Source organism: Parachlamydia acanthamoebae, from assembly GCF_000875975.1.
In the GTDB taxonomy this organism is placed as follows: domain Bacteria; phylum Chlamydiota; class Chlamydiia; order Chlamydiales; family Parachlamydiaceae; genus Parachlamydia; species Parachlamydia acanthamoebae.
Genome location: NZ_BAWW01000033.1, coordinates 53,318 through 74,584 on the forward strand (window position 1 = coordinate 53,318; position 21,267 = coordinate 74,584).

Genomic DNA, 21,267 nt, shown 5'->3' on the forward strand with positions numbered 1-21,267 from the left:
ATGCGCATTCTTTTTACTGGAGCTAGTTCTTTTTCTGGTATGTGGATGGTCAAACAGTTGGCTGATCAGGGACATCAAGTGACAGCTATTTTTAAACGCTCCCATACCGACTATTCCGGAACACGCGGACAACGTGTTCAGGCCATTCTTCCTTTTGTTCAAGCTATTTTCAATTGTTCTTTTGGCAGCCAACGTTTTTTAGAACTTACCGCTAATAAAGGCCCATGGGATCTATTTTGTCACCATGCAGCCGATGTGCAGAATTATAAGAGCCCCGAATTTGATGTTGGAATAGCTGTCGCGAACAATGTCAGCCATCTTAAACAAGTTTTAGAAGCCTTATTGATGCAACAATGTAAAAAGGTGGTCTTAACGGGAACGGTTTTTGAACAAAATGAAGGGGACGGGACATATCCATTAAAAGCCTTTTCACCATACGGGTTATCAAAAGGCTTAACATCTGAAATTTTCCGATTTTATACCGAAAAATTGGATATGAAGTTAGGAAAATTCGTCATCCCTAACCCTTTTGGTCCCTATGAAGAGCCTCGTTTTACGGCATATCTTGTGCAGAAATGGTTTAAGAAAGAAGTTGCGGCAGTTAGTCATCCATCCTATGTCCGTGATAACATTCACGTAGCGTTACTCGCGAAGGCATATGTCCATTTCATAGAAAATCTTAAGGATGAGCCTGGCTTTGAAAAACTAAATCCTAGCGGTTATGTGGAAAGCCAGGGAAGTTTTACCAAGCGTTTTTCCTCAGAGCTGCGCCCTCGTTTAGATTTGTCTTGCGAATTTGAGCTGCATACTCAGACAGACTATTCAGAGCCGAAAGAACGTTATAATACGGATCCTCTTCGTTATCTGGAATGGGATGAGCAAAAAGCTTGGGATGAGCTAGCCGTATTTTATCAACAGACATATGGAAGCTATAAGCATGGTTGATTCTATAGGCATTGTCTTTATTACACATTGTGCGAAGAAGCATTTACCTTTTTGTTTGCCACCTCTTTTCAACTCATCTTTAAAGCCACGCATTCTTGTCGTGAATTCTTCGTCCAATGATGGAACAGTTGAACTTGCGCAAGCAATGGGAGCGGAGACGTTGGTGATTGAAAGGTCTTTATTCAATCATGGATCTACTCGGGAATTAGCGAGAAAACATCTCAATACAGATATTGTGGTGATGATGACCCCAGATGCCTATCTGACAAATTCCGAAGGATTAGAATATTTACTGGAGCCTATTCTTCAAAGAAAGGCATCCATTGCATATGCTCGCCAAATCGCACACACAGATGCGGACTTTTTTGAGTCCTTTCCGCGAGAATTTAACTATCCTGCTCAAAGTCATCTAAGAGGTATTGAAGATGCTGCTCAATTTGGGACGTACACTTTTTTTTGTTCAAATTCATGTGCAGCATACCGCAATCAAGCTTTAGATGAAATTGGAGGATTTCCTTCAGTCCTTTTAGGAGAAGATACAGCAGTTGTTGTCCAATTGTTGAAAAAAGAACATCGCATTGCTTATGTAGCTGAAGCTATCGTTCATCACTCACATCGCTATTCATTAAAGCAAGAGTTCGAGCGTCATTTTGATACAGGCTTAGCCAGAAAAAAACTTCATGCATTACTGCAAGAAGCCGGTTCAGATAGCGCTAGAGGAAAAAAATATGTGCGAGAAATGATTGAAAGGTTGTTGCAAAATCAACCGCTTATGATTCCATATGCATTTTTGCATATTTTGGCAAAATGGGCTGGATACAAAATCGGTGTTATTGCCATAGGCTGTGTTTTTCTGGAAATCCTGCTAAATTTTTGATTTGACGATTCTTTTGAGAATGCCATCAGGAATACCACGCGACCTAAATTACTATATCTAAATTCTTCGTGAAAAATGAGACGAAAATGAGAAGAAAAGGTCTCGACAAAAATACTACAGTTGTAGCAAGTTGTATGAAATTAAGGGAAAATGAAAAAATAACTTGAACATACGAAAAGGAGAAATTTATGAAATCTTATTTTATTTTACTCATGTTTTTACTCTGCATCATTATGAATAGTGGAAATGCTGCAATAATGAAATGCTCTATTGCTGCTGAGCAAAACCAAGGGAAAGGCAACGAAACGATTTTTATAGATTCTTCCCAAATTCATTTTTCAGGCGATGAAATATTTGTTACATTAAATAATGAAATGCTTCCTGTTAACAGTCTATGTGGCAACTATCGAGGAATTTTTATTGAATATAAATGCGGTGTTGGTTATTGGGTATGCCCAAGGTGTACGAAAAAAAATGAATTATGGGATTATCCATATTGCCAGCATTGTCCATATGTATGTCCCAAGTGAAAAAAATTAGCAACGAAATTTGGATGTTATATAAACGGTTTGTCATGACCTTTGCGTTTACCGTCTTGTTTTTGCCATTGTTGGCCTTTGCAGAGTGTTATGATGGGATGCATACCAAACAAACAGAAAATTTACAAAATATTTTAACTTCCATGCCTATTGAAGATAGGCAAGATTTAGAATGCTTATTCCGCTATCTAATGGCAGATGGAGATTTTGCTTACGCCCTTTTTGGCGATAAACCGATAGCATTTTCTGATTTTTATGTGGATCTAGAACTTGGATTTTTTTTTAACCAATCAACCCTCAACTCCTTTGCGACTATTTATAAAGGATGGCTTGTATGGCAGAAGTATAAATCATCTTTTCCTTCAAACTCTTTTATTTTAATGGATTATGTGAGTGTCGATTATAAGTTGATTGGATTTGTTTTGTATCACAAACAAAAGGTACAAGCTCTTTATGATAAACATCAGCCATTAATGAACATTGTTTTTCAAGATGTAGATCGCATAGCAACAGTTATTTGCTCACCGACTTTAGAGCACTTAAAATTAGAGTATGACAAACACTTATATCATCAAGCTCTGGGGCTTCTACTAGGCTATGATGCAACCAATGCTAAAAGATTTCGAGACAAATTTGAGTTAATCGATGCTCTCATGATTGGACCTTTTGCCTTAGAGGGGCTAAATGTTAAAACTACGGAAACCATTCTATTAAACCTTCAGGATAAAAAATCAATAGATTCACAATATTCCAATTTTAGAGAATTAAAGATCCCCGATATTATTCGGCAGCTCAATAACTTGTCTGATAATTTGAAAGTAATAAATCTGAGCCTAAGGGATGAGACCCTATCTCCTATAAAAATACCGAAATATATGGCTTTTGAAGGAGATCAGGAGGTGATTGCAAGGCAAAAGGCGTATGATAAAATTCGTGATAGGCTAATAAAGATTTATTTTTCTGAAAACTTTTTAGAAATCATTTTATCTCGGTTGCAATCATGAAAAAAATGATCTTTTTTGTAATGGTGTTTTTTTTATTTTCAGGCGCTTATTATGTGTTTCATAACGTTTTACATCAAGTTAGCGCATTGCCAACGCATCGAAATGTTGATGACCAAGTATCATCAATTTTGAGTGATGAGGAACGCCATCAAATTTCTCTTTGCATAGCAAATATATTTTGGAATCAATTATCTCAATATAGTCCTTTTTATGACCTCGATGTGGTAGTGGAAAATTTGAATGAACTAGAAACTGGAAAAAAAATGCCTCTTCACAAACATGAGTGTCAACAGCAAATGCTTTCCTTATTGGATAAGATATCTTCCTATCACGCATGTCTAAACTTGAAAGCTGCAGAGCTATATTTAGAAGAAGTCGCCAAGAGAAAAAATGTTGTGGAGGTTATTCCACACAAAGTCTATTACGAAGTCCTTCAATCAGGCAATGATGCCATAACAACTCCTGAATATACCTTTAAGATACACCTCATTGAAAGTCGGCTATGCAAAGGCGAGGAAGTAGTTATTCAAGATACCCGTTTATCCAAAAGACCTATTACACTAGTACTTTCAGATACCATTCTTGGTTTTGCTAAAGGGGCTTCTGGAATGACTTGTGGAGAACGACGCAAGATTTATATTCATCCAGACTTGGCTTATGGAAAATACGGTCGTCATGGATTCCAGCAGTTAATGATTTGTGATGTTGAGAAATTATGAAAATTGTTTAATGCTCATTTGAAAAAAATATTTATTTAGTAGAGCCTGATTTAAGATAAATTTTTCCAAAAAATAGCCAGCGTTAAGATGTTTTCAGAGTTTTTATTTTCTATGTGCATTGCTTATGTAGCTGAAGCTATCGTTCATCACTTCACATCGCTATTCATTAAAGCAAGAGTTCGAGCGTCATTTTGATACAGGCTTAGCCAGAAAAAAACTTCATGCATTACTGCAAGAAGCCGGTTCAGATAGCGCTAGAGGGAAAAAATATGTGTGAGAAATGATTGAAAGGTTGTTGCAAAATCAACCGCTTATGATTCCATATGCATTTTTGCATATTTTGGCAAAATGGGCTGGATACAAAATCGGAAGTATGAGTTCTTGGATGCCGCTCTGGTTGAAAAAGAAGTTAAGTAGCCAGGACTTTTATTGGGTTTCTCAAGATTTCATGCAGGGCCGTTCAAAGATGTTATGATTAGTTGGACATTTCCCGGAAAATTTTCTGCCGCAGGCTATTGGCATAGGCTGTGTTTTTTCTGGAAATCCTGCTATAATATGTTTTTGAAAGAGTATTTGCATTTTCTCAACCTAGTTTTGCAAACCGTTCTTTAAAATTTTCTGTAAAAAATTCAATTTTGACGATTCTTTTGAGGAGGTCATCAGGAACATCACGCGATTGATTGTAATATCCCAGACCTAATTAATATAATTCGTCTCTTACTTCAGTGGTTCATTTTTGTTTTTAGGTCGTTTGACAGGAATTTCAGTGTTATCGATTAAAATGACATCATAGCGCGACATCACTTTATAAAAGTTCTTTACGACCTGGTAATGCAAAATCGGGGTGTTGGATGTGTCTTCAATCTAAGAACGCATTACAGTGTAAATTTCAGTTGAAACGATTGGGCGCATTAAAAATGTTGCTAGTGGTTGCCGTCACTTTAGCATGCTTGGCAGAAAAAAAATCAATAAAATTGTAGGCGATCTTAAGAAAGAGAAAATCACTTTCCTAAGAGGAAAGAGAGCTCAAAACAGGAAGACCGATGACTAAGATTGTCTTGATGCTTTCTTAATTTTTGTGCTATCGTTCCTCAGCATACGGAAGTGTGAATCAACTTAAAAAGGACACATATGTTTGGTTTAGGAATGTCATATCAGGATCCAATGATCTCGATTAGTCAAGGAGTCGAAGGTACTGTAGAATATACATTTACAAAGGGTGAACACAAGTCTAAAGTGATGATCATCAAAGAAGAAAGTAATGATCTTGCTTACAAGGTATCTGTAACTTACCATGGACTTAGGAATAGTCGATCCCATTGGACCATTCATATCAATGATAAACTTCCGACTATAGATGGTGAAAATTTGAATTACTTTGGGTCAAAAGTATTCATATTTAAATCAGTTGGAAGAACAACGCTTGAAGTACAAGAAACGGATGAGCATTGTACCGCATCTGTATGGATATGCCTCTCTGGAGAAAGGTATGAGGTACATAGAACCCTTTCAATAGTCAGTGAAAAGATTAAAGCTTTGATTGAGAAAGGAAAAATTTTCAAACCAGCTGATGGTAAAGAAGTAAAAAAAATCTTCTACAGTGAAGATGCTGGCGTCTTTCTTTATGTTAGAGATAAGAATCGGGGGCATAGTGATATTTATTACGCAAACGAAGGTGAATTTTCTAAATGCGAATCAAAGATGATTATTCAGTGTAGATGCCCAGCAGGAGATTCATCGTGGAAAGTTAAGCTTCCAACAGAAATCGAACCACGCATTCTTGAATTTCCTCAAGGCAACGCTGATGGGGGCCACGGAAATAATGTTTCGTGGGATAAAACATCTCTGAAAAGTATCATTTTGTAGTTTGCATACCGCCCACCCGTAAGTTGACGAGCGTATAGTAGAATTTTCATAGTCGGGAGAGGGGGTATAGTGACTCGGTCCAAGAAACTTCCTCTCAAATTCTTCACTTCCGTGCAAATAACTGTGGGTTTATCCTAGAAATTCTTTCTTGAGTTTTCCTGCTTTTATTATTTGGCTTAATTGACGACACGCCCTAATTTCTAATCACTTTTTTAGCTAGAGAAATATGGTAATCATGTCCTAAAAGCTTAGGACTCAAACCATATTTTTTTCTGAGTGCTTCTAGTTCTGGGGATTCCACTTGCAAGACGACGTAGCTTGCTGTTTTAGAGGGCTGAACAATCACAATTTGTTTCAGTTCAAACTGGAAAATTTGTCCGATTTCTTCGGGCGTAATGTTTTCATCTACGTAAAAAACACTGATATGCGCACCTGGTGCGCCTTCTGTACGGAAATAAGGAGGCTTGTCGTATCCATCTTCCAATTCTAACATAGGAAAAAGAGTATGAATGTACGCATCATCTACTTTCAAATAAACAAAACCATCAGATTTCGCAACTAATTCCCCTTCCATTGAGAATTGCACACGTGCATATTCCGTGACTTCATCCCAGGAATAATCAACGGCAGTGGCCGACTGAGTTTGGGAAGCAGATTCTAAGGCCCACACCGAGGAAAATTGAGTGATAAGTAGGACAATGCATAGACTTAAAATTCTTTTATAACCCATTACATCATCCTTTTTAAGTATAAAATGACTTGAAATCCACTTTATTGAATGAGTTTACCCAAACTTCCAGACTTTCGTGTATTTCTCGAAATGAACGTTTGTAACAAAAACTTATTAACATATAACAAGAAAATGTTTTATTTGCAATAAAATATTATATAGGTAGCTGCCGTAGTTTTAATTTATTTATTACTTTTTCCATCCTTTAATATTTACGACTTGGTCTCCATATAAATCAACGTATATTAATGGGTTATTGCGAGTATAAGCATAGAGATTACATCCTTCGGTATACCCGAGAGGGTTGATGGTGATCCAACGCGCTGTTTGAGGGTCATAGTAGCGTTTTCCAAAGTAAATAAGATCGGTTTCAGGATCCCTTCGCTTTGAACAAAAACGCCAAGCCGTTGTAGGGATTTTAGAATTGCCGGAAGGATCAAAAATCATTTCTTCCCCAAACGCAGTATAACGATAGATATCAACCGGCTCTCCCTCAGAACTTAATAAAACCTGAACATGTCCCATGCTATTTGTGAGGGGAACATACACTTGATTCTGAATTTCAAAAGCTACGGCAGCGCCAATCTCCGCTCCTTGCCCATATCCTAGCGACCGAAATTCCATTAAATCGAGTTGCTCATTGCAAGCTCCAACTTCATTTTCTCCCTGGTAAAGGAAATATTGAATATCTTGAGTTATCCAACTTTTTGTAGGGGCGTCCCAAACCGCTTTCGATTTGGATAAGCGTCTATTAAAGGAGTCATAAGTATAGCTAAAGCATGTATTGCCTATGGTAACAGTGAGCAATCGATTCCATGCATCATAGGTATATTTCTGTCCGTGATGACTGGTCAAATTTCCGTTAGCATCGTAAATGTAAGCACTGAGCTCATCTGCTAAAAGCTGATTAAGCGCGTTAAATTCAAAAAGCTGACCATCTTTTGCAAAACGATTAAAAAGAGAATTGTATTGATAAACATGGTCAGCACAATTGCTTTCAGAATCAAGCTGATAAAGGCCATCATAGGAATATTGGCAGAGTAAGCAGCCTAGAGGATCTGTATATACTTGCGTGAGAAGGTTTCCAACGGCATCATAAGAGATTTGGAGTTCACTAAAATGTGGGGATTGCATGGACTTATATTGATTGAGCAAATCATATGCGTAAGTTGTTGCACCTAAATTGAAAGGTAGATCTTTTTGGATTAGATTCCCGGCTTGGTCCCAGTGATAGGATTGAGAATAAAGCCTTTCTCCTAATAAGTTGAATCGTTCTATTTGGATTAAATCCACCGCATTGTAGGTGTAGACGACTTGGCCTTGGTCGGGGAGTGTATAAGAATGGATGCGCCCTTGTCGATCATAGGCATATTGTACATTCAAGCCATTTCCCAGCGTTTCCTTAATAAGACGATCAGATCGATCATAGACTCTGGTATTTTGCGTATTTTGAATAAGATCTCGAATGAGAATTGGATTATCATTGAGATCATAGGTATAGGCATAAGAAAGCGTTTGATCGGATGAAGAAACGGTTGCAAGGTTTCCTTTAGCATCATAAGTGAAATAGAGGATCGTTCCATCGGGTTTTAAGGTGGAAGTTTTTTGACTCAGCTTGTTAAAGGTGTGAATAGTGCTTTTTTGTTTAGGAGTTCCTACTGCCTCGGTACAAGAAGCGATATTACCCATACTTGTGTAAGTCCATTTAGTCGTCACTTCTCGATCAAATTTTCCCAGTTTGAAGATTTTTTCTCGAAGTTCAATAAGCTGATCGACGCCATCATAGAAAAAGCTTTTTTGTCGAATAATTTGTCCAAGACCATTTTTAACTTGCAGAGTCGCTATTTTGTTATGTGTGTTGTAGATGGAGACTATGACGTTTCCATTGGAATCTGTTGTTTCAGAATAAGGAACGGTGAGTCCGTAAGCATCTTTATAGTCGTAGCGGTAGGTAATGAACGTGACATTATTTTCTGCATTTGTAATAGAAATGGGCTTTTTATAAAGGTCGAAGATTGTTTTAGTTGTACTTGTGCCGGTATTTGAGTAGGTCGTTGTTTCAATTTGATTTCCATTGATGTCATATGCATAGGTCAGCTTGCGAAAGATATTTTTAAAGGCATCTTCTTGACTTTCTTCAATGATGTGATTTTGAGAATCATATGCACATGTTTTTAGCGTGTAATCGTTTTCTCCATATCCAAAGAGTATTTTTGTTGTTTCCAGGCGACTGAGTGAATCATAAGTGTAATAGGTGGTGGCATCTTCTTTAATGATACCTGTTAATTGTCCCTGTGCATTGTATTGATAAGAGGTGATGTGACCTTTGGCATCTACTTCTTTAATGAGATAAGTGGCTGAATATGCGTAAGAATGGCTCCCCAGGAGTTCTCCTTGAGGGGAAAATAAGTCTCGTGTGATTACGCGACCTTCATCATCATAGGTATAGCTGATTTGCATTCCATTTTTTAATATCTTTTTCTGCAAATTTCCATTAGCGAAGTAAGTCATTTTTTCTATCGATCCATCGGGATATTGAATCTGATAAGGCTGACCCTGTGCATTATTTAGCTGTATGGTGAGATTGTTATTTCCATCTCTTGTTTTTGTGATATATCCCAATTCATCATATTCAAAATTTTCTGTGGGATTAAAAAGTTCTCCATTTGATTTAGGAATTGCCGGGTGTATAATTTTGACAAGATGGTTGAAGACATTGTATTCATAAATCGTCTTATTGCCGTAATGGTCTGTGCGTTCGATACGATAGCTGCGTTTATTAAATGCAAAGGGCGGTTTAAAGTTGAAACCTGTTTTTCCAAAAAGATTGGCTTGAGAAGCTGTAAGCCTATTTTCTGTTACGAGGAAATCTTCTTCTGCAATCAAAAGGGTAAGTTGTAGAATCATGTAACCAAGTATGCTAAAAAAAGATTTCATAATATTTTCCTCTAATGTCAATAAATTAAATTTTTTTATTTTAACACCATCCAACAGGGAAGGATAGGCTTTTAATAAATCTAATATTGTAATAATTTTTTGCTTTTTTTTGGGGAAGTTGTTATCCAGACTTGTTAAGAACGATATCGATATCAAGGGAGAGTATGCTGACTAATTTTATTTTTGCAGGCGTTATTGTCATACTTCTTTTGGGTTATCTAATTTATACCTTGTTATATCCCGAAAAATTTTGAAAAGGTCGTAGGCATGTCAATTCCTAATGGGATACAAATTCTCGTATTTCTTGCACTTCTTTTAATTGTCACTCCCCTTCTAGGGCAATATATCGCTGCGATTTTTTCTGAAAAAGATCCTTTAATGAAACGCGTTTTGGGAAGGCTAGAAGATGGCTGTTATCAAATGGGCGGAGTGGATCCTCATCTCGAAATGACTTGGCAAGAATATGCAAAAGTCTTAGGGATTTTTAATTTATTGGGTTTTATTTTTCTTTTTTTTCTACTGCTTTTGCAAGGCATTCTTCCTTTGAATCCGCAACATTTTCCCGGTGTTTCCTGGCATCTTGCCTATAATACTGCGATAAGTTTTGTCACGAATACAAATTGGCAGTCCTATGCGGGGGAAACCACATTGAGCTATTTGACGCAAATGGTAGGTTTAACCGTGCAAAATTTCTTAAGTGCTGCTACGGGAATGGCCACCTTGTTGGTTTTGGTTCGAGGCATGACTCGAAAAATGGTGAACACAGTTGGAAATTTTTGGTGTGATCTTGTAAGGACGATTGTCTATTTGTTGTTGCCACTTTCCATTATCATGGCAATTTGTTTAGTTGCAGAGGGGGTTGTGCAAACGTTTTCTCCTTATGTCGAAGCAATTGGTTTGGAAGGCCATGAACAAACAATTCCGCTCGGTCCGGTTGCATCTCAAGTTGCAATTAAGCAATTGGGAACGAACGGTGGAGGCTTTTTTAATACCAATAGTGCCCACCCTTTTGAAAATCCTTCCGCGTTCAGTAATTTTTGGGAGGCGTTTGCTATATTAGTCATTCCAGCTGCAACTGTTTATGCTTATGGCATTATGATCGGATCAAAGAAGCATGCCTGGATTTTGTATGTCGTTATGTTGTTATTGTGGATGGGAGGTCTTGGATTGTCCCTTTATTCGGAGAATTTAGCCAATCCTATTTTAGATGCCTTTCCCCATTTGGAAGGGAAGGAGACACGTTTTGGTGTAGCAAATAGTCTTTTATGGACAGTGAGTACAACCGGAACATCGAATGGATCTGTTAATGCGATGATTTCGAGCCTTTCACCAATGGCGGGTGGAATAGCTATGTTCAATATTATGCTAGGAGAGCTTATTTTTGGGGGCGTGGGCGTTGGTTTATGCGCAATGTTGATGTATACCATTTTAACCGTTTTTCTTTCAGGCTTGATGGTGGGAAGAACACCAGAGTATTTGGGTAAAAAAATTGAGAAACAAGAAGTCAAATGGGTCATGCTATCTGTGCTTATGCCGAGTGCTTTAATTTTATTAGGTTCCGGGGTTTCGAGTATTTTACCTAAAGCTTTGAGTAGCCTCTCTAATCAGGGACCTCATGGGCTTTCTGAGATCTTATATGCCTTTTCATCGGCAGCAGGAAACAATGGAAGTGCTTTTGCGGGTTTAAATGCGAACACCCCCTATTACAATTTGGTTTTGGGTACGATCATGCTCATCTGCAGAATTTCAACCATTCTTCCCAGCTTGGCCATCGGGGGATTACTGGCAGAAAAAAAGTTTATTCCCCCCTCAATCGGAACCTTTTCTGCGGAATCATTGCTATTTGCCATTCTTTTGGGAGGAATTATTTTGATTGTAGGAGGTCTTGTATTTTTTCCAGCTTTTGCTTTAGGACCAATTGTCGAGCATTTTTTAATGTTAAAGAAAGTGTCATTCTGAGGATTGATTATGTCACAAAAGAAAGTGAATGTTTTGGATATCAAGGCCATTTTGAATGCCTTAAAAGAATCTTTTTTCATGCTAACCCCTCAAGCCCAATTTAAAAACCCGGTGATGTTTGTCACATACATTGTTGCACTTGCAACCTCTTTTTATTTCTTGCAACAAATGTTTTATGGAAATTTATCTTGGTTTGATTTTCAAATCACTCTCTGGTTGTGGCTAACATTGATTTTTGCAAATTTTTCTCAAACGATTGCAGAGAGTCGTGGAAAAGCCCAGGCCGATAGCTTAAGAAAAGCCAAAACAGAGATTTTTGCTAAACAAGATAAGGGAGGAATTGAGATTAAAATTCCCTGTAATCAGTTGAGAAAAGGGGATGTTGTGATATGTGAGGTAGGAGACATTATCCCAGCAGATGGAGAGGTTGTTGAGGGGGTCGCAACCGTGGACGAATCTGCCATTACTGGAGAATCGGCCCCCGTGATTCGTGAAAGTGGGGGAGACAGAAGTGCCGTTACGGCAGGTACGAAAGTTTTAAGCGATCGCTTAAAAATTAGCGTTGTGTCAGATGCCGGACAGAGCTTTTTAGACAAAATGATTCATCTCATTGAAGGTGCTAAAAGACAGAAAACACCCAATGAAATTGCACTAAGTATTGTTTTATCTGGTTTAACAATTATATTTTTGTTGACCACAAGCACTTTAAAAATGTTCGGAGATTATAGCAGTGTAGCCGCCAAACAAGATCTTTCTCAGATTTTAACCATTCCCGTTTTAGCGGCTTTGCTTGTGTGTTTAATTCCGACAACGATCAGTGCACTTTTAAACGCGGTGGGGATTGCGGGAATTGATAGGCTCATTAGAAAGAATGTCATTGCATTGAGTGGACGTTCTGTGGAGGCTTCAGGTGATATTGATCTATTAATTTTGGATAAAACAGGGACCATCACAATTGGTAATAGAATGGCTGCAGCTTTTCTGCCTGCAACAGATATTGGGGAAAAAGAATTTGCAAAAATTGCGCAGCTCGCATCTTTATCGGATGAAACCCCAGAAGGGCGCTCAATCGTTGTGTTAGCCAAAAATCTATTTGGTTGGCGTGGAGAATCCGTTGAAGCGGGGAGCTCAACTTTTATCCCGTTTTCTGCAAAAACACGTATGAGTGGAGTCGATTTCAAAGACAATCACGGAAAGGTCGTCCGCTCAATTCGGAAAGGAGCTGCAGATGCGATTAAAAAACATATTATGAGCTTGGGGGGGAAATATTCATCACAATTAGATGCTGTGATTCAATCCATCGCAAAAATGGGGGGAACGCCTCTGCTCGTGAGCGATCAAGAGAAAATTGTTGGAATTGTTCACTTGAAAGATGTAATCAAAGGGGGAATTAAGGAGCGTTTTGCGGAAATGCGAAAAATGGGCATCCGTACTGTTATGGTAACGGGTGATAATCCAATGACGGCAGCAGCAATTGCCGCAGAAGCGGGGGTGGATGAATACATTGCCGAGGCAACTCCAGAAATGAAATTGTCTAAAATTAGACAAGAACAAGCAGGGGGGAGACTTGTGGCTATGACGGGAGATGGAACAAACGATGCCCCAGCACTAGCTCAAGCAGACGTGGCTGTGGCAATGAATACAGGTACGCAAGCTTCACGAGAAGCAGGAAACATGATTGATTTGGATAGCAATCCGACCAAATTGATTGATATTGTGGAAATCGGCAAACAAATGTTGATGACAAGAGGGGCTTTAACGACATTTAGTATAGCCAACGATGTCGCTAAATATTTTGCCATAATTCCCGCGATTTTTAGTGTCCTTTATGTGACAGATTCCGAGCAACAAGGTCCTTTGTCGATTCTGAACCTCATGCACTTAAAATCCCCACACAGTGCAATCTTGAGTGCTTTAATTTTTAATGCTTTAATTATTGTTGCTTTGATTCCTCTGGCACTTCGCGGGGTCAAGTATAGTGCACAATCCGCTCATGATTTATTGAGAAATAACCTTCTGGTATATGGTTTAGGAGGAATCATCGTTCCATTCCTCGGAATTAAAATAATCGATATGTTGATTACCTTTTTAGGATTGGTGTAAATATGGTTATGCAAGCTCTTCGTATGCTTGGTTGTATGGTTGTATTGCTTGGCCTGATTTATCCTGTCGTGATTACAATTATCGCCCAGATCTTCATGCCGGAAAATGCAAATGGAGGAATCATTGTAGATAAAGGCAAAACTATTGGAGCAGAATTAATTGCACAGAAATTTGAGAGTGAGCGTTATTTTTGGGCACGTCCCTCGGCTGTAGATTTTAATCCTCTTCCTTCAGGAGGAAGCAATTTGGGACCGACAAGTAAAGCTCTTGAAAAAATGGTCGCGGAAAGAAAAGCTGGAGTGGCGAGTGTTCATTTAGTCGATGTTTCTCAAGTGCCTGCCGAGTTATTGTTTGCTTCTGGAAGTGGCTTAGATCCGCATATTAGCCGTGATGTCGCTTTTTTTCAGGTCAATCGGATAGCTAGAGCAAGAGGAATGTCAGAATATGAACTGATCGATTTTCTCAAAGAAATGGTCATCGAACCTAGTTTATCCATTTTTGGCGAACCGTATGTGAATGTGCTCCTTCTAAATCAAGCTTTGGATAAATTAAATGAGAAGCAGAGGCTTCCATTAAAGGGATACAATGAGTGAGCAAGAGAGACCCGCCCCAGAAGATTTTTTAAGGATGACAGAAATTCAGGAGAGTGAAGAAAAGGGGCAGCTCAAGATATTCTTAGGAATGGCAGCTGGTGTAGGAAAAACATATGCGATGCTGGAGGAAGCACAAGCTCTTCAAAAAGAAGGTGTCAATGTTGTCATTGGAATTGTTGATACACATGGGAGAAGTGAGACGTCAGCCTTAGTATCGGGTCTCAAAAAAATCCCTGAAAAAGTTATCACTTATCGTGATCGAGAATTTCAAGAACTAGATCTCGATGCCATCATTCTTTTAAAACCTGATGTTGTCCTTGTTGATGAACTTGCTCATACGAATATACCTGGAAAGAGACATAATAAAAGATGGCAGGATGTTTTAGAAATATTAGACCATGGAATCGATGTTTACACCACTTTAAATGTCCAACACATCGAAAGTTTAAAAGATGTCGTTCATGGGATTACAGGAGTTGTTGTTCAAGAAACAGTGCCAGACTTAATCATTGAAAAAGCGGCTTCTATTCAGCTTGTTGACTTAACAACCGATGAATTATTGCAAAGACTAAAAGAGGGAAAAGTTTATCTACCAGAGCAATCTAAAATTGCGACACAAAATTTCTTTAAAAAAGATAAGCTCACCGCTTTACGAGAAATTGTGCTGCGATACGCTGCTGATAAAGTGGATCGTGATTTACGGCAAATGGAACCCACAGGGGAACGAAGCACACTTTGGCGAGCAAGGGAAAAATTTCTTGTGGCAGTGAGTCAAAGTCCCTACTCACAAAAACTCATTCGACGGGCATGTCGCATGGCGGTCAATTTTGATGCCCCTTGGATTGCGCTTTACGTCAATAATGAGCGTATATTGAATGAGCAAGACAGCCAGCAATTAACCAAAAATTTACAGCTAGCACGCAATTTGGGAGCCGAAGTTGTTACGATAAAAAATCCAACCATTGCCGAAGGCATACAAAGCATTGTTCGACAAAAAGGAGTGACACAAATTCTTTTAGGGCGCTCTTTGGAAAAAACCGTTTTTGGTACATCAACCTATTTTTCATTGCCCGATCTTTTAGCTGCGGAATGCCCAGAAGTGGACATCCATATCCTTAGGCAAGATAAAGATGCTTCTTACACAAAAAAAATGCTTTTTCTGCCATTTTCTCACATTCCTTTTATTAACTACATTTACGTATTTTTATTTGCAGGTTTATTTACTTTAGCGAATTTTTTTTTGGCCCCTTTTGTGGGGTATGAGACTATTGGAGTTATCTATTTATTAGGTATTTTGTTGCTGAGTTTATTTTTTACGAAAGGTCCCATCATTTTTGCAGCATTTTTATTTGCTCTATGCTGGGATTTTTTCTTTATTCCCCCCATATGGGGTTTTGAAGTTAGTAAAAAAGAAGATATTGCTTTACTGGTTTTATATATTATGACTGCGGCATCTACAGGGATTTTAGTTGATCGAGCCAGGGGACATAAGGAAATGTTCCAGAAAAGTGAAGAAACGACCCGCTTGTTGTATGATGTTGTAAAAAAGATTGCCAGCGGCCCTTCAACCCAAGAAATTTTTAAATCTGTAAAAGAAGAATTAGATCGGTTTTTCAAAGGGAAGTTCGAGATCATCGTGAAGCAATTAGGAAATGGATTAAAATTCGATGACTCCAATTCTTTGCTAACAAATGATATGGAGAAAAATACAGCGATTTGGGCTTTTGAAAATGGAAAAGAAGCCGGTTGGTCAACGGACACGCTCCCTTCAGCTAACAACTTATATATTCCTCTAAAAGGGTTTCACGAAATTGTCGGGATTCTCGTTTTTAAACCCGATACCGCAAAAAATTTGTCCCCTGAAGAAAAGAACTTTATTTACACAATCGGAGGACAGTTAACAGGGCATATCGAACGCAAATTTTCTGAAGAAGAGACCAAACAGAACGAGCAATTAAAGCTAATGGAAAGGGTCCATAAAACAATTTTAGATCGCATTTCCCACGAATTTAGCGATCCAATCGTGAGTATTCAAACATCAGTTCAAATTCTTAAAGATCAAAATAAAGACAGTCTAGAAGTACAAAAAATTGACAATGCAGCTGAAACACTTTCAAAGATCTTGACTAACGTTTTGGCAATGGCGCAGCTGAGTGAAGGGCTAGTTCCGCTGAATTTAAGTTTACAGGATGTCAAAGAATTGATTCATGAATGTTGTTTTAATGTCAAAAGAGCGCAGAATGGGCATCGATTGAACATCCACATTGATGAAAAAATTCCGTTAATTCCCATCGATTTTTATTTGATTGAGATTTTGCTATATAATTTACTTTTCAATGCTTTTGAATATTCTCCCTCTGATTCCACGATAGAAGTAGAGGCAAAAAAATTAGATAAGTATGTGGTCATTTCTGTCGCAGATGAAGGAAAGGGAATTCCCGAAGATCAACTTGAAACCATATTCGAAAAATTTTTTCGACTTCCTGAAGAAACAGGTCCTGGCATGGGCTTAGGTCTAGCGATTGCAAAAACAATTGCCGAAGTGCATAAAGGAAAGCTTAAAGTAGAAAATTTACCTGTAAAAGGAGCCAAATTTTCGCTGTATCTCCCAATCAAAATTTAATTTAATAAACTAAAAGACAAAAAAGCCAGATTCGCATATGAAAAAAAAGAAGCGATTTTTTCATATGATGGAACCCTGGACCTACTATTCATGAAACTTTTAGTCCGTATTTTTTTAGGCTGCTTATTATTCTTGAGCGGCTGTTCAAATCGTATCCCGTCTGCCTCAGGAATTGAGATTCCAGATGCCCCATTGATAAAAGCGGTTCAAGATGTTGAGGATCTTCCTTTGTTTGAAAAAACGGAATGGGTTCCTCAAGAATGGTGGACAATTTTTAACGATGATCAATTGACAGATCTCATTAATCGAGCTCTTTCGAATAATCCCTCTCTACAGTCTGCGAAAGCAAAAGTTTATTCCGCGCTCTATCGTTCAGATGTGCAAAGGTCCTATTTATATCCAAATGTCTACAACGAAGTTGATGTGCAACGGGAAAAATTAAGTAAAACATCGCTCATTCCCGCACAGGCTTCTCCCCCGCCAGTGGGAGTGATTCCTCCAGTTGCAGTACCCATTCCTTTTTATTTCACACAGTACGATTTTAACTTCTTTTTGACATACGATTTTGATCTTTGGGAAAAACGCCGAAATACTTATCGAGCTGCCCTTGGAGAGTTGCAAGCTTCATTAGCGGATCGGATTTTTACAGAATTAACAGTGAGCATTTCACTTGCTCAATCTTATTTTCAGCTGCAAACCGATCGCTATCGAAAAGAATTAACAGAGCGGCTTGTGCAAATTAGAGAAAATAACCTTAATCTCATTAAAAACCGTATTACACATAATCTTGATAGCAATTTAAATCTTTATCAAACTGAAGATCTTCTTACGGCGGCTAGACAGACCTTATCACAACGTGTACAAAGTGCTTTGCATGATGAATTGCAGGTCCAAAGCTACATCGGAGGTGAGTTTGATACAGAAATTGAATATATCTCTATTCCAAATAAAGCCTTGCCAAAAGTTCCACTACCCAATGTTTTGCCTTTACACTTGATTGCTCATCGACCCGATATTATTTCGCAGCTTTGGATGTTAGAGTCTGCTGGCAGGCAAATAAAAATCGCACAGGCGGGTTTTTATCCCGATTTCAATTTAACAACTCTTTTGGGTTTTCAAACCATTCATTTTAAAAAGTTATTTGAAGCCAGAAGTTCCGTCTATGACTTTGAACCCGCATATACCTTACCCATCTTCGATGGGGGATTGCTAACGGCAAATTTGCGGGGAAGTGAAGTCAATTATGACCTTGCGATTTTTGAATATAACCAAAGAGTGATCAATGCAGTCCAGGAAGTTTTGGATGCACTTGTCATTGTTAAGCAAAGCTATATAAGGCTACAAGAAGCTAGACAGGATGCTGATATTCAGCGTAAAGCTTTAGATCTTGTTAAACAACGCATTAAAAATAACCTAAGCTCGCTTATCGATATACATTTAAGCGAGGAAACATATATTACAGCCTTAGACAATGAAGCTGTTGCCCTGAATAACACTTTTTCCGCCATTCTAAACTTAATCAAAGCATTAGGTGGTGGATATGACATCTGCGAAGAGAATGCATCATGACAACACAAAATCAAACTCCTATAGAAGAAAATCTTACACCAATGCCCAATGATGAAACTCAAGCGGCTCAAGATGAAAAACAAAAACAATTCAAAGAAAGTGCGAAAAATCGGAAGAAACCCCTCATTATTCTGACCGTTGTTATTTTGCTCATTGCACTGGTTTGGTTAGTGTTATGGCTCGCCTATTTCAGATTTCACCAGTCGACTGATGATGCATATGTGAATGGCAATCTAGTGAATGTCACAAGTGTCATTGCTGGAACTCCTATTGCGTTTTTTGCAGACGACACCGATTTAGTAGAGACAGGTCAGCTATTAGTTTTACTTGATCCAACACTTTATCAAGTTCAATATGAACAAGAACTTACACGGCTATCTTCAACAGTGCTGCAGGTGATGCAGATCTATGATACCGTGAAAGTCAATCAATCGACCGTTGAAAATCGAAAGGTGCAATTGAAGCGTGCACAATACGATTTTTTAAACAGAAAAAATCTGGTGGATATCAAAGCCGTTACAAATGAGGATTACACACATTCTCGTGATGCTTTTCTGACTGCAAAACTGGACTATCAACAAGCGCTTAATCAATTGCAGGTGGCAGTTGACGCGGCAGGGAACACAGCCATGGAGGAGCATCCAATTTTGCTTACCCAAAGAAAAGCCGTTCGTCAAGCCTACTACAATCTAAAACACTGTTCTATTTATGCTCCTTGCCGAGGTCATATCGCGAAACGAACTGTGGAGGTTGGGCAAGCAGTTACACCCCAAAGTTATTTAATGGCCATCATTCCTCAGGATTACATGTGGGTGGATGCCAATTTTAAAGAAACCGAACTCACACATATGCGTGTGGGGCAACCCGCGACGGTTACATTTGATATTTATGGAAGATGTGCCAAATTTGACGGCGTCGTTTTAGGTATAGCCTCAGGTACAGGTAGTGTTTTTTCTTTGATTCCTCCTCAAAATGCAACGGGAAACTGGATTAAGATTGTACAAAGACTCCCTGTAAGAATTGGGCTAGATCCTAAAAAAATGAAAGAATTTCCTTTGCGGTTAGGTCTTTCAGCTTATGTGACAGTGGATGTCACAGATACATCTCTACCTATGCTAGTCGAAGAAATTAAAACACATCCTGTTGCTGCTACCGGAGTTTTTGAACTCGATTTTACAGAATTAGATACTCGTATGGATGAGATCGTCAAGACGATTTTTACAAACGTTTGCCAAGTTGATTGCAATGAAAGATGAGTTACTGACAGGACCAAGGTTATTATTACTAAATATTGCCTTGGGCTTGGGTACGTTTATTCAAATTTTGGATACCTCCATCGCTAATGTGTCGATTCCTTATATTGCGGGGTCTTTAGCCGTAAGTGCTAATGACGGAACTTGGGTGATCACCTCATTTGCGGCAAGTAATGCCATTGTGTTGCCTTTGACAGGATGGTTATCTGACTATTTTGGGAGAGTAAGGCTATTTGTCTATTCGGTTTTTTTATTTAGTTTGACCTCCTTTATGTGTGGGCTTGCTACTGATCTGACCATGCTTGTGATTTTTAGAGTTTTGCAAGGAGCTGTTGCAGGATCTTTAATTCCTCTATCTCAAAGTTTGATTGTCACAAATAATCCTCCAGAAAAAAGGGGGGCAGCCTTGGGCTTTTGGGCAATGGTAGTGGTGGTTGCTCCTGTTGTCGGTCCTATTTTAGGGGGATATTTAACCGAAGAGTATTCATGGCCGTGGATTTTTTATATCAACGTGCCTATTGGAATTTTGTCAGGTGTCATCGTTGCCTTGCTACTCAGTGATCGTGAAAGTGACATTGTTCGCAATCCGATTGATTGGGTCGGGCTCTTTTTTCTGACGGTAGGCGTGGCTTGTTTGCAAGTGATGTTAGACAAAGGGGAAGACTTTGATTGGTTTGACTCGAATGCGATTCGAATCTTAGGAATAATATCCGCCATTGGAATATCGTATTTTATTATCTGGACCTACTATCAACCCTTTCCTATCGTTAGCTTTAAATTTTTTGCGGATCGAAATTTTACGATTGGGACGATTGTTACAACACTTGGCTTTTTAGCATTTTTTTCGAGCACAGTGGTGATTCCGCTTTGGCTGCAAACTGTACAGGGGTATACAGCTTATCGGGCTGGTTTGGCGGTTGCCCCTATAGGCATTTTTCCCGTCCTTTTAAGCTTTTTTGTCGGGCAATATCTTCAAATATTAGATCTACGATTATGGACAGCTCTATGCTTTTGTTTGTTTGCATTCGGATTTTTTATGCAGGCGAACTTCATTTCAGAAGTCAGCATTCAACACATCATGCTCGTTCGGCTTTTTCAGGGACTTGGTTTAGCCATATTTTTTATTCCCTTAGTGCAATTATCATTAGGCAATATTCCCAACGCAGATTATGCGAGAGCTTCTGGTTTGTTCAATTTTATTCGTATTCTAGTTGGTAGTGGTTTTGGAACCTCTCTATCAGTTGCTTTGTGGGATCGTCTTGAAATTTTTCATCATGGACGTTTAACTGAATTGACTACTCTTTACGATCCTCAAGTTATCCAGCTATATGAACAGCTTCCGCATATTTCGTCAAATTTTACAAGAGGTGTCATCGATCGCGTTTTTGACATGGAAATCGCTCAGCAAGCTTATATGCTTGCAACCAATGACTTATCATGGATGGTAGCATGGACATTTATTTTTATGGTTCCTATTCTTTTGTTTTGCAAGCCTGTTCATAAGCACCAAGTAGATGTCTCCCAATCCGTTCAGCATTGATAGAATGAGA

The 21,267-nt window shown here is 38.6% G+C and carries 16 protein-coding genes; 14 read left to right on the forward strand and 2 right to left on the reverse strand.

Annotated features, from left to right (window positions below; translation table 11 throughout):
• The 6 genes from AOM43_RS07430 (at position 1) to AOM43_RS07460 (ending at position 5,950) form a co-directional block, all read left to right on the forward strand.
• Positions 1 to 945, forward strand: coding sequence for an NAD-dependent epimerase/dehydratase family protein (locus tag AOM43_RS07430; RefSeq protein WP_059359689.1), 945 nt, complete (start codon positions 1 to 3; stop codon positions 943 to 945).
• Positions 938 to 1,822, forward strand: coding sequence for a glycosyltransferase family 2 protein (locus AOM43_RS07435; RefSeq protein ID WP_059359691.1), 885 nt, complete (start codon positions 938 to 940; stop codon positions 1,820 to 1,822). Before AOM43_RS07430 ends, AOM43_RS07435 begins: the two co-directional genes overlap by 8 nt.
• A gap of 188 nt (positions 1,823 to 2,010) precedes the next feature.
• Positions 2,011 to 2,352: a hypothetical protein gene (locus tag AOM43_RS07440; protein WP_059359693.1), complete on the forward strand. Its 342-nt coding sequence runs from the start codon at positions 2,011 to 2,013 to the stop codon at positions 2,350 to 2,352.
• Positions 2,340 to 3,365: a hypothetical protein gene (locus AOM43_RS07445; protein ID WP_059359695.1), complete on the forward strand. Its 1,026-nt coding sequence runs from the start codon at positions 2,340 to 2,342 to the stop codon at positions 3,363 to 3,365. The genes AOM43_RS07440 and AOM43_RS07445 overlap by 13 nt, the downstream gene beginning before the upstream one ends.
• 53 nt (positions 3,366 to 3,418) lie before the next feature.
• Positions 3,419 to 4,084, forward strand: a complete 666-nt coding sequence (locus AOM43_RS07450; protein ID WP_226987445.1) for an FKBP-type peptidyl-prolyl cis-trans isomerase — start codon at positions 3,419 to 3,421, stop codon at positions 4,082 to 4,084.
• A gap of 1,131 nt (positions 4,085 to 5,215) precedes the next feature.
• On the forward strand, positions 5,216 to 5,950 hold the full coding sequence (locus tag AOM43_RS07460) for a hypothetical protein (protein WP_006342623.1): 735 nt from the start codon (positions 5,216 to 5,218) through the stop codon (positions 5,948 to 5,950).
• Between the two features lie 193 nt (positions 5,951 to 6,143).
• Here AOM43_RS07460 and AOM43_RS07465 read toward each other — a convergent pair whose 3' ends face one another.
• Both AOM43_RS07465 and AOM43_RS07470 read right to left on the reverse strand, forming a co-directional pair.
• Positions 6,144 to 6,680 (reverse strand): hypothetical protein, encoded by a 537-nt coding sequence (locus AOM43_RS07465; protein ID WP_079978249.1) that lies wholly within the window; start codon positions 6,678 to 6,680, stop codon positions 6,144 to 6,146.
• Positions 6,681 to 6,869: 189 nt separating this feature from the next.
• Complete coding sequence (locus AOM43_RS07470; RefSeq protein ID WP_059359700.1) at positions 6,870 to 9,617, reverse strand: RHS repeat domain-containing protein; 2,748 nt, start codon at positions 9,615 to 9,617, stop codon at positions 6,870 to 6,872.
• A gap of 164 nt (positions 9,618 to 9,781) precedes the next feature.
• Here AOM43_RS07470 and kdpF point away from each other — a divergent pair, with 164 nt between their 5' ends.
• The 8 genes from kdpF (at position 9,782) to AOM43_RS07505 (ending at position 21,257) form a co-directional block, all read left to right on the forward strand.
• Positions 9,782 to 9,871: a K(+)-transporting ATPase subunit F gene (kdpF, locus tag AOM43_RS14085; protein WP_079891772.1), complete on the forward strand. Its 90-nt coding sequence runs from the start codon at positions 9,782 to 9,784 to the stop codon at positions 9,869 to 9,871.
• A gap of 13 nt (positions 9,872 to 9,884) precedes the next feature.
• On the forward strand, positions 9,885 to 11,576 hold the full coding sequence (gene kdpA / locus AOM43_RS07475; protein ID WP_006339759.1) for a potassium-transporting ATPase subunit KdpA: 1,692 nt from the start codon (positions 9,885 to 9,887) through the stop codon (positions 11,574 to 11,576).
• A 9-nt stretch (positions 11,577 to 11,585) separates the two neighbouring features.
• The gene (gene kdpB, locus AOM43_RS07480) at positions 11,586 to 13,679 is read left to right on the forward strand and encodes a potassium-transporting ATPase subunit KdpB (RefSeq protein ID WP_059359702.1); all 2,094 of its coding nucleotides are present in this window, start codon (positions 11,586 to 11,588) and stop codon (positions 13,677 to 13,679) included.
• Positions 13,680 to 13,681: 2 nt separating this feature from the next.
• Entirely contained in the window at positions 13,682 to 14,272 is a 591-nt protein-coding gene (gene kdpC / locus AOM43_RS07485) for a potassium-transporting ATPase subunit KdpC (protein ID WP_006339757.1), read from the forward strand.
• Positions 14,265 to 16,895 (forward strand): ATP-binding protein, encoded by a 2,631-nt coding sequence (locus tag AOM43_RS07490; protein WP_006339756.1) that lies wholly within the window; start codon positions 14,265 to 14,267, stop codon positions 16,893 to 16,895. Before kdpC ends, AOM43_RS07490 begins: the two co-directional genes overlap by 8 nt.
• A 90-nt stretch (positions 16,896 to 16,985) precedes the next feature.
• Positions 16,986 to 18,464 carry an efflux transporter outer membrane subunit gene (locus AOM43_RS07495; RefSeq protein ID WP_059359704.1) on the forward strand — a complete coding sequence of 493 codons (1,479 nt, stop codon included), beginning with the start codon at positions 16,986 to 16,988 and terminating at the stop codon, positions 18,462 to 18,464.
• The gene (locus tag AOM43_RS07500; RefSeq protein WP_059359706.1) at positions 18,461 to 19,720 is read left to right on the forward strand and encodes an HlyD family secretion protein; all 1,260 of its coding nucleotides are present in this window, start codon (positions 18,461 to 18,463) and stop codon (positions 19,718 to 19,720) included. The genes AOM43_RS07495 and AOM43_RS07500 overlap by 4 nt, the downstream gene beginning before the upstream one ends.
• Positions 19,710 to 21,257 carry a DHA2 family efflux MFS transporter permease subunit gene (locus tag AOM43_RS07505; RefSeq protein ID WP_059359710.1) on the forward strand — a complete coding sequence of 516 codons (1,548 nt, stop codon included), beginning with the start codon at positions 19,710 to 19,712 and terminating at the stop codon, positions 21,255 to 21,257. The genes AOM43_RS07500 and AOM43_RS07505 overlap by 11 nt, the downstream gene beginning before the upstream one ends.
• Positions 21,258 to 21,267: the final 10 nt, after the last annotated feature.

Bases quoted from the DNA above. Each gene is read 5' to 3' on its own strand.
- AOM43_RS07430 (WP_059359689.1), top strand. From the start codon at position 1: ATGCGCATTCTTTTTACTGGAGCTAGTTCTTTTTCTGGTATGTGGATG.
- AOM43_RS07435 (WP_059359691.1), top strand. From the start codon at position 938: ATGGTTGATTCTATAGGCATTGTCTTTATTACACATTGTGCGAAGAAG.
- AOM43_RS07440 (WP_059359693.1), top strand. From the start codon at position 2,011: ATGAAATCTTATTTTATTTTACTCATGTTTTTACTCTGCATCATTATG.
- AOM43_RS07445 (WP_059359695.1), top strand. From the start codon at position 2,340: ATGTCCCAAGTGAAAAAAATTAGCAACGAAATTTGGATGTTATATAAA.
- AOM43_RS07460 (WP_006342623.1), top strand. From the start codon at position 5,216: ATGTTTGGTTTAGGAATGTCATATCAGGATCCAATGATCTCGATTAGT.
- AOM43_RS07465 (WP_079978249.1), bottom strand. From the start codon at position 6,680: ATGGGTTATAAAAGAATTTTAAGTCTATGCATTGTCCTACTTATCACT.
- AOM43_RS07470 (WP_059359700.1), bottom strand. From the start codon at position 9,617: ATGAAATCTTTTTTTAGCATACTTGGTTACATGATTCTACAACTTACC.
- kdpF (WP_079891772.1), top strand. From the start codon at position 9,782: ATGCTGACTAATTTTATTTTTGCAGGCGTTATTGTCATACTTCTTTTG.
- kdpA (WP_006339759.1), top strand. From the start codon at position 9,885: ATGTCAATTCCTAATGGGATACAAATTCTCGTATTTCTTGCACTTCTT.
- kdpB (WP_059359702.1), top strand. From the start codon at position 11,586: ATGTCACAAAAGAAAGTGAATGTTTTGGATATCAAGGCCATTTTGAAT.
- kdpC (WP_006339757.1), top strand. From the start codon at position 13,682: ATGGTTATGCAAGCTCTTCGTATGCTTGGTTGTATGGTTGTATTGCTT.
- AOM43_RS07490 (WP_006339756.1), top strand. From the start codon at position 14,265: ATGAGTGAGCAAGAGAGACCCGCCCCAGAAGATTTTTTAAGGATGACA.
- AOM43_RS07495 (WP_059359704.1), top strand. From the start codon at position 16,986: ATGAAACTTTTAGTCCGTATTTTTTTAGGCTGCTTATTATTCTTGAGC.
- AOM43_RS07500 (WP_059359706.1), top strand. From the start codon at position 18,461: ATGACAACACAAAATCAAACTCCTATAGAAGAAAATCTTACACCAATG.
- AOM43_RS07505 (WP_059359710.1), top strand. From the start codon at position 19,710: ATGAAAGATGAGTTACTGACAGGACCAAGGTTATTATTACTAAATATT.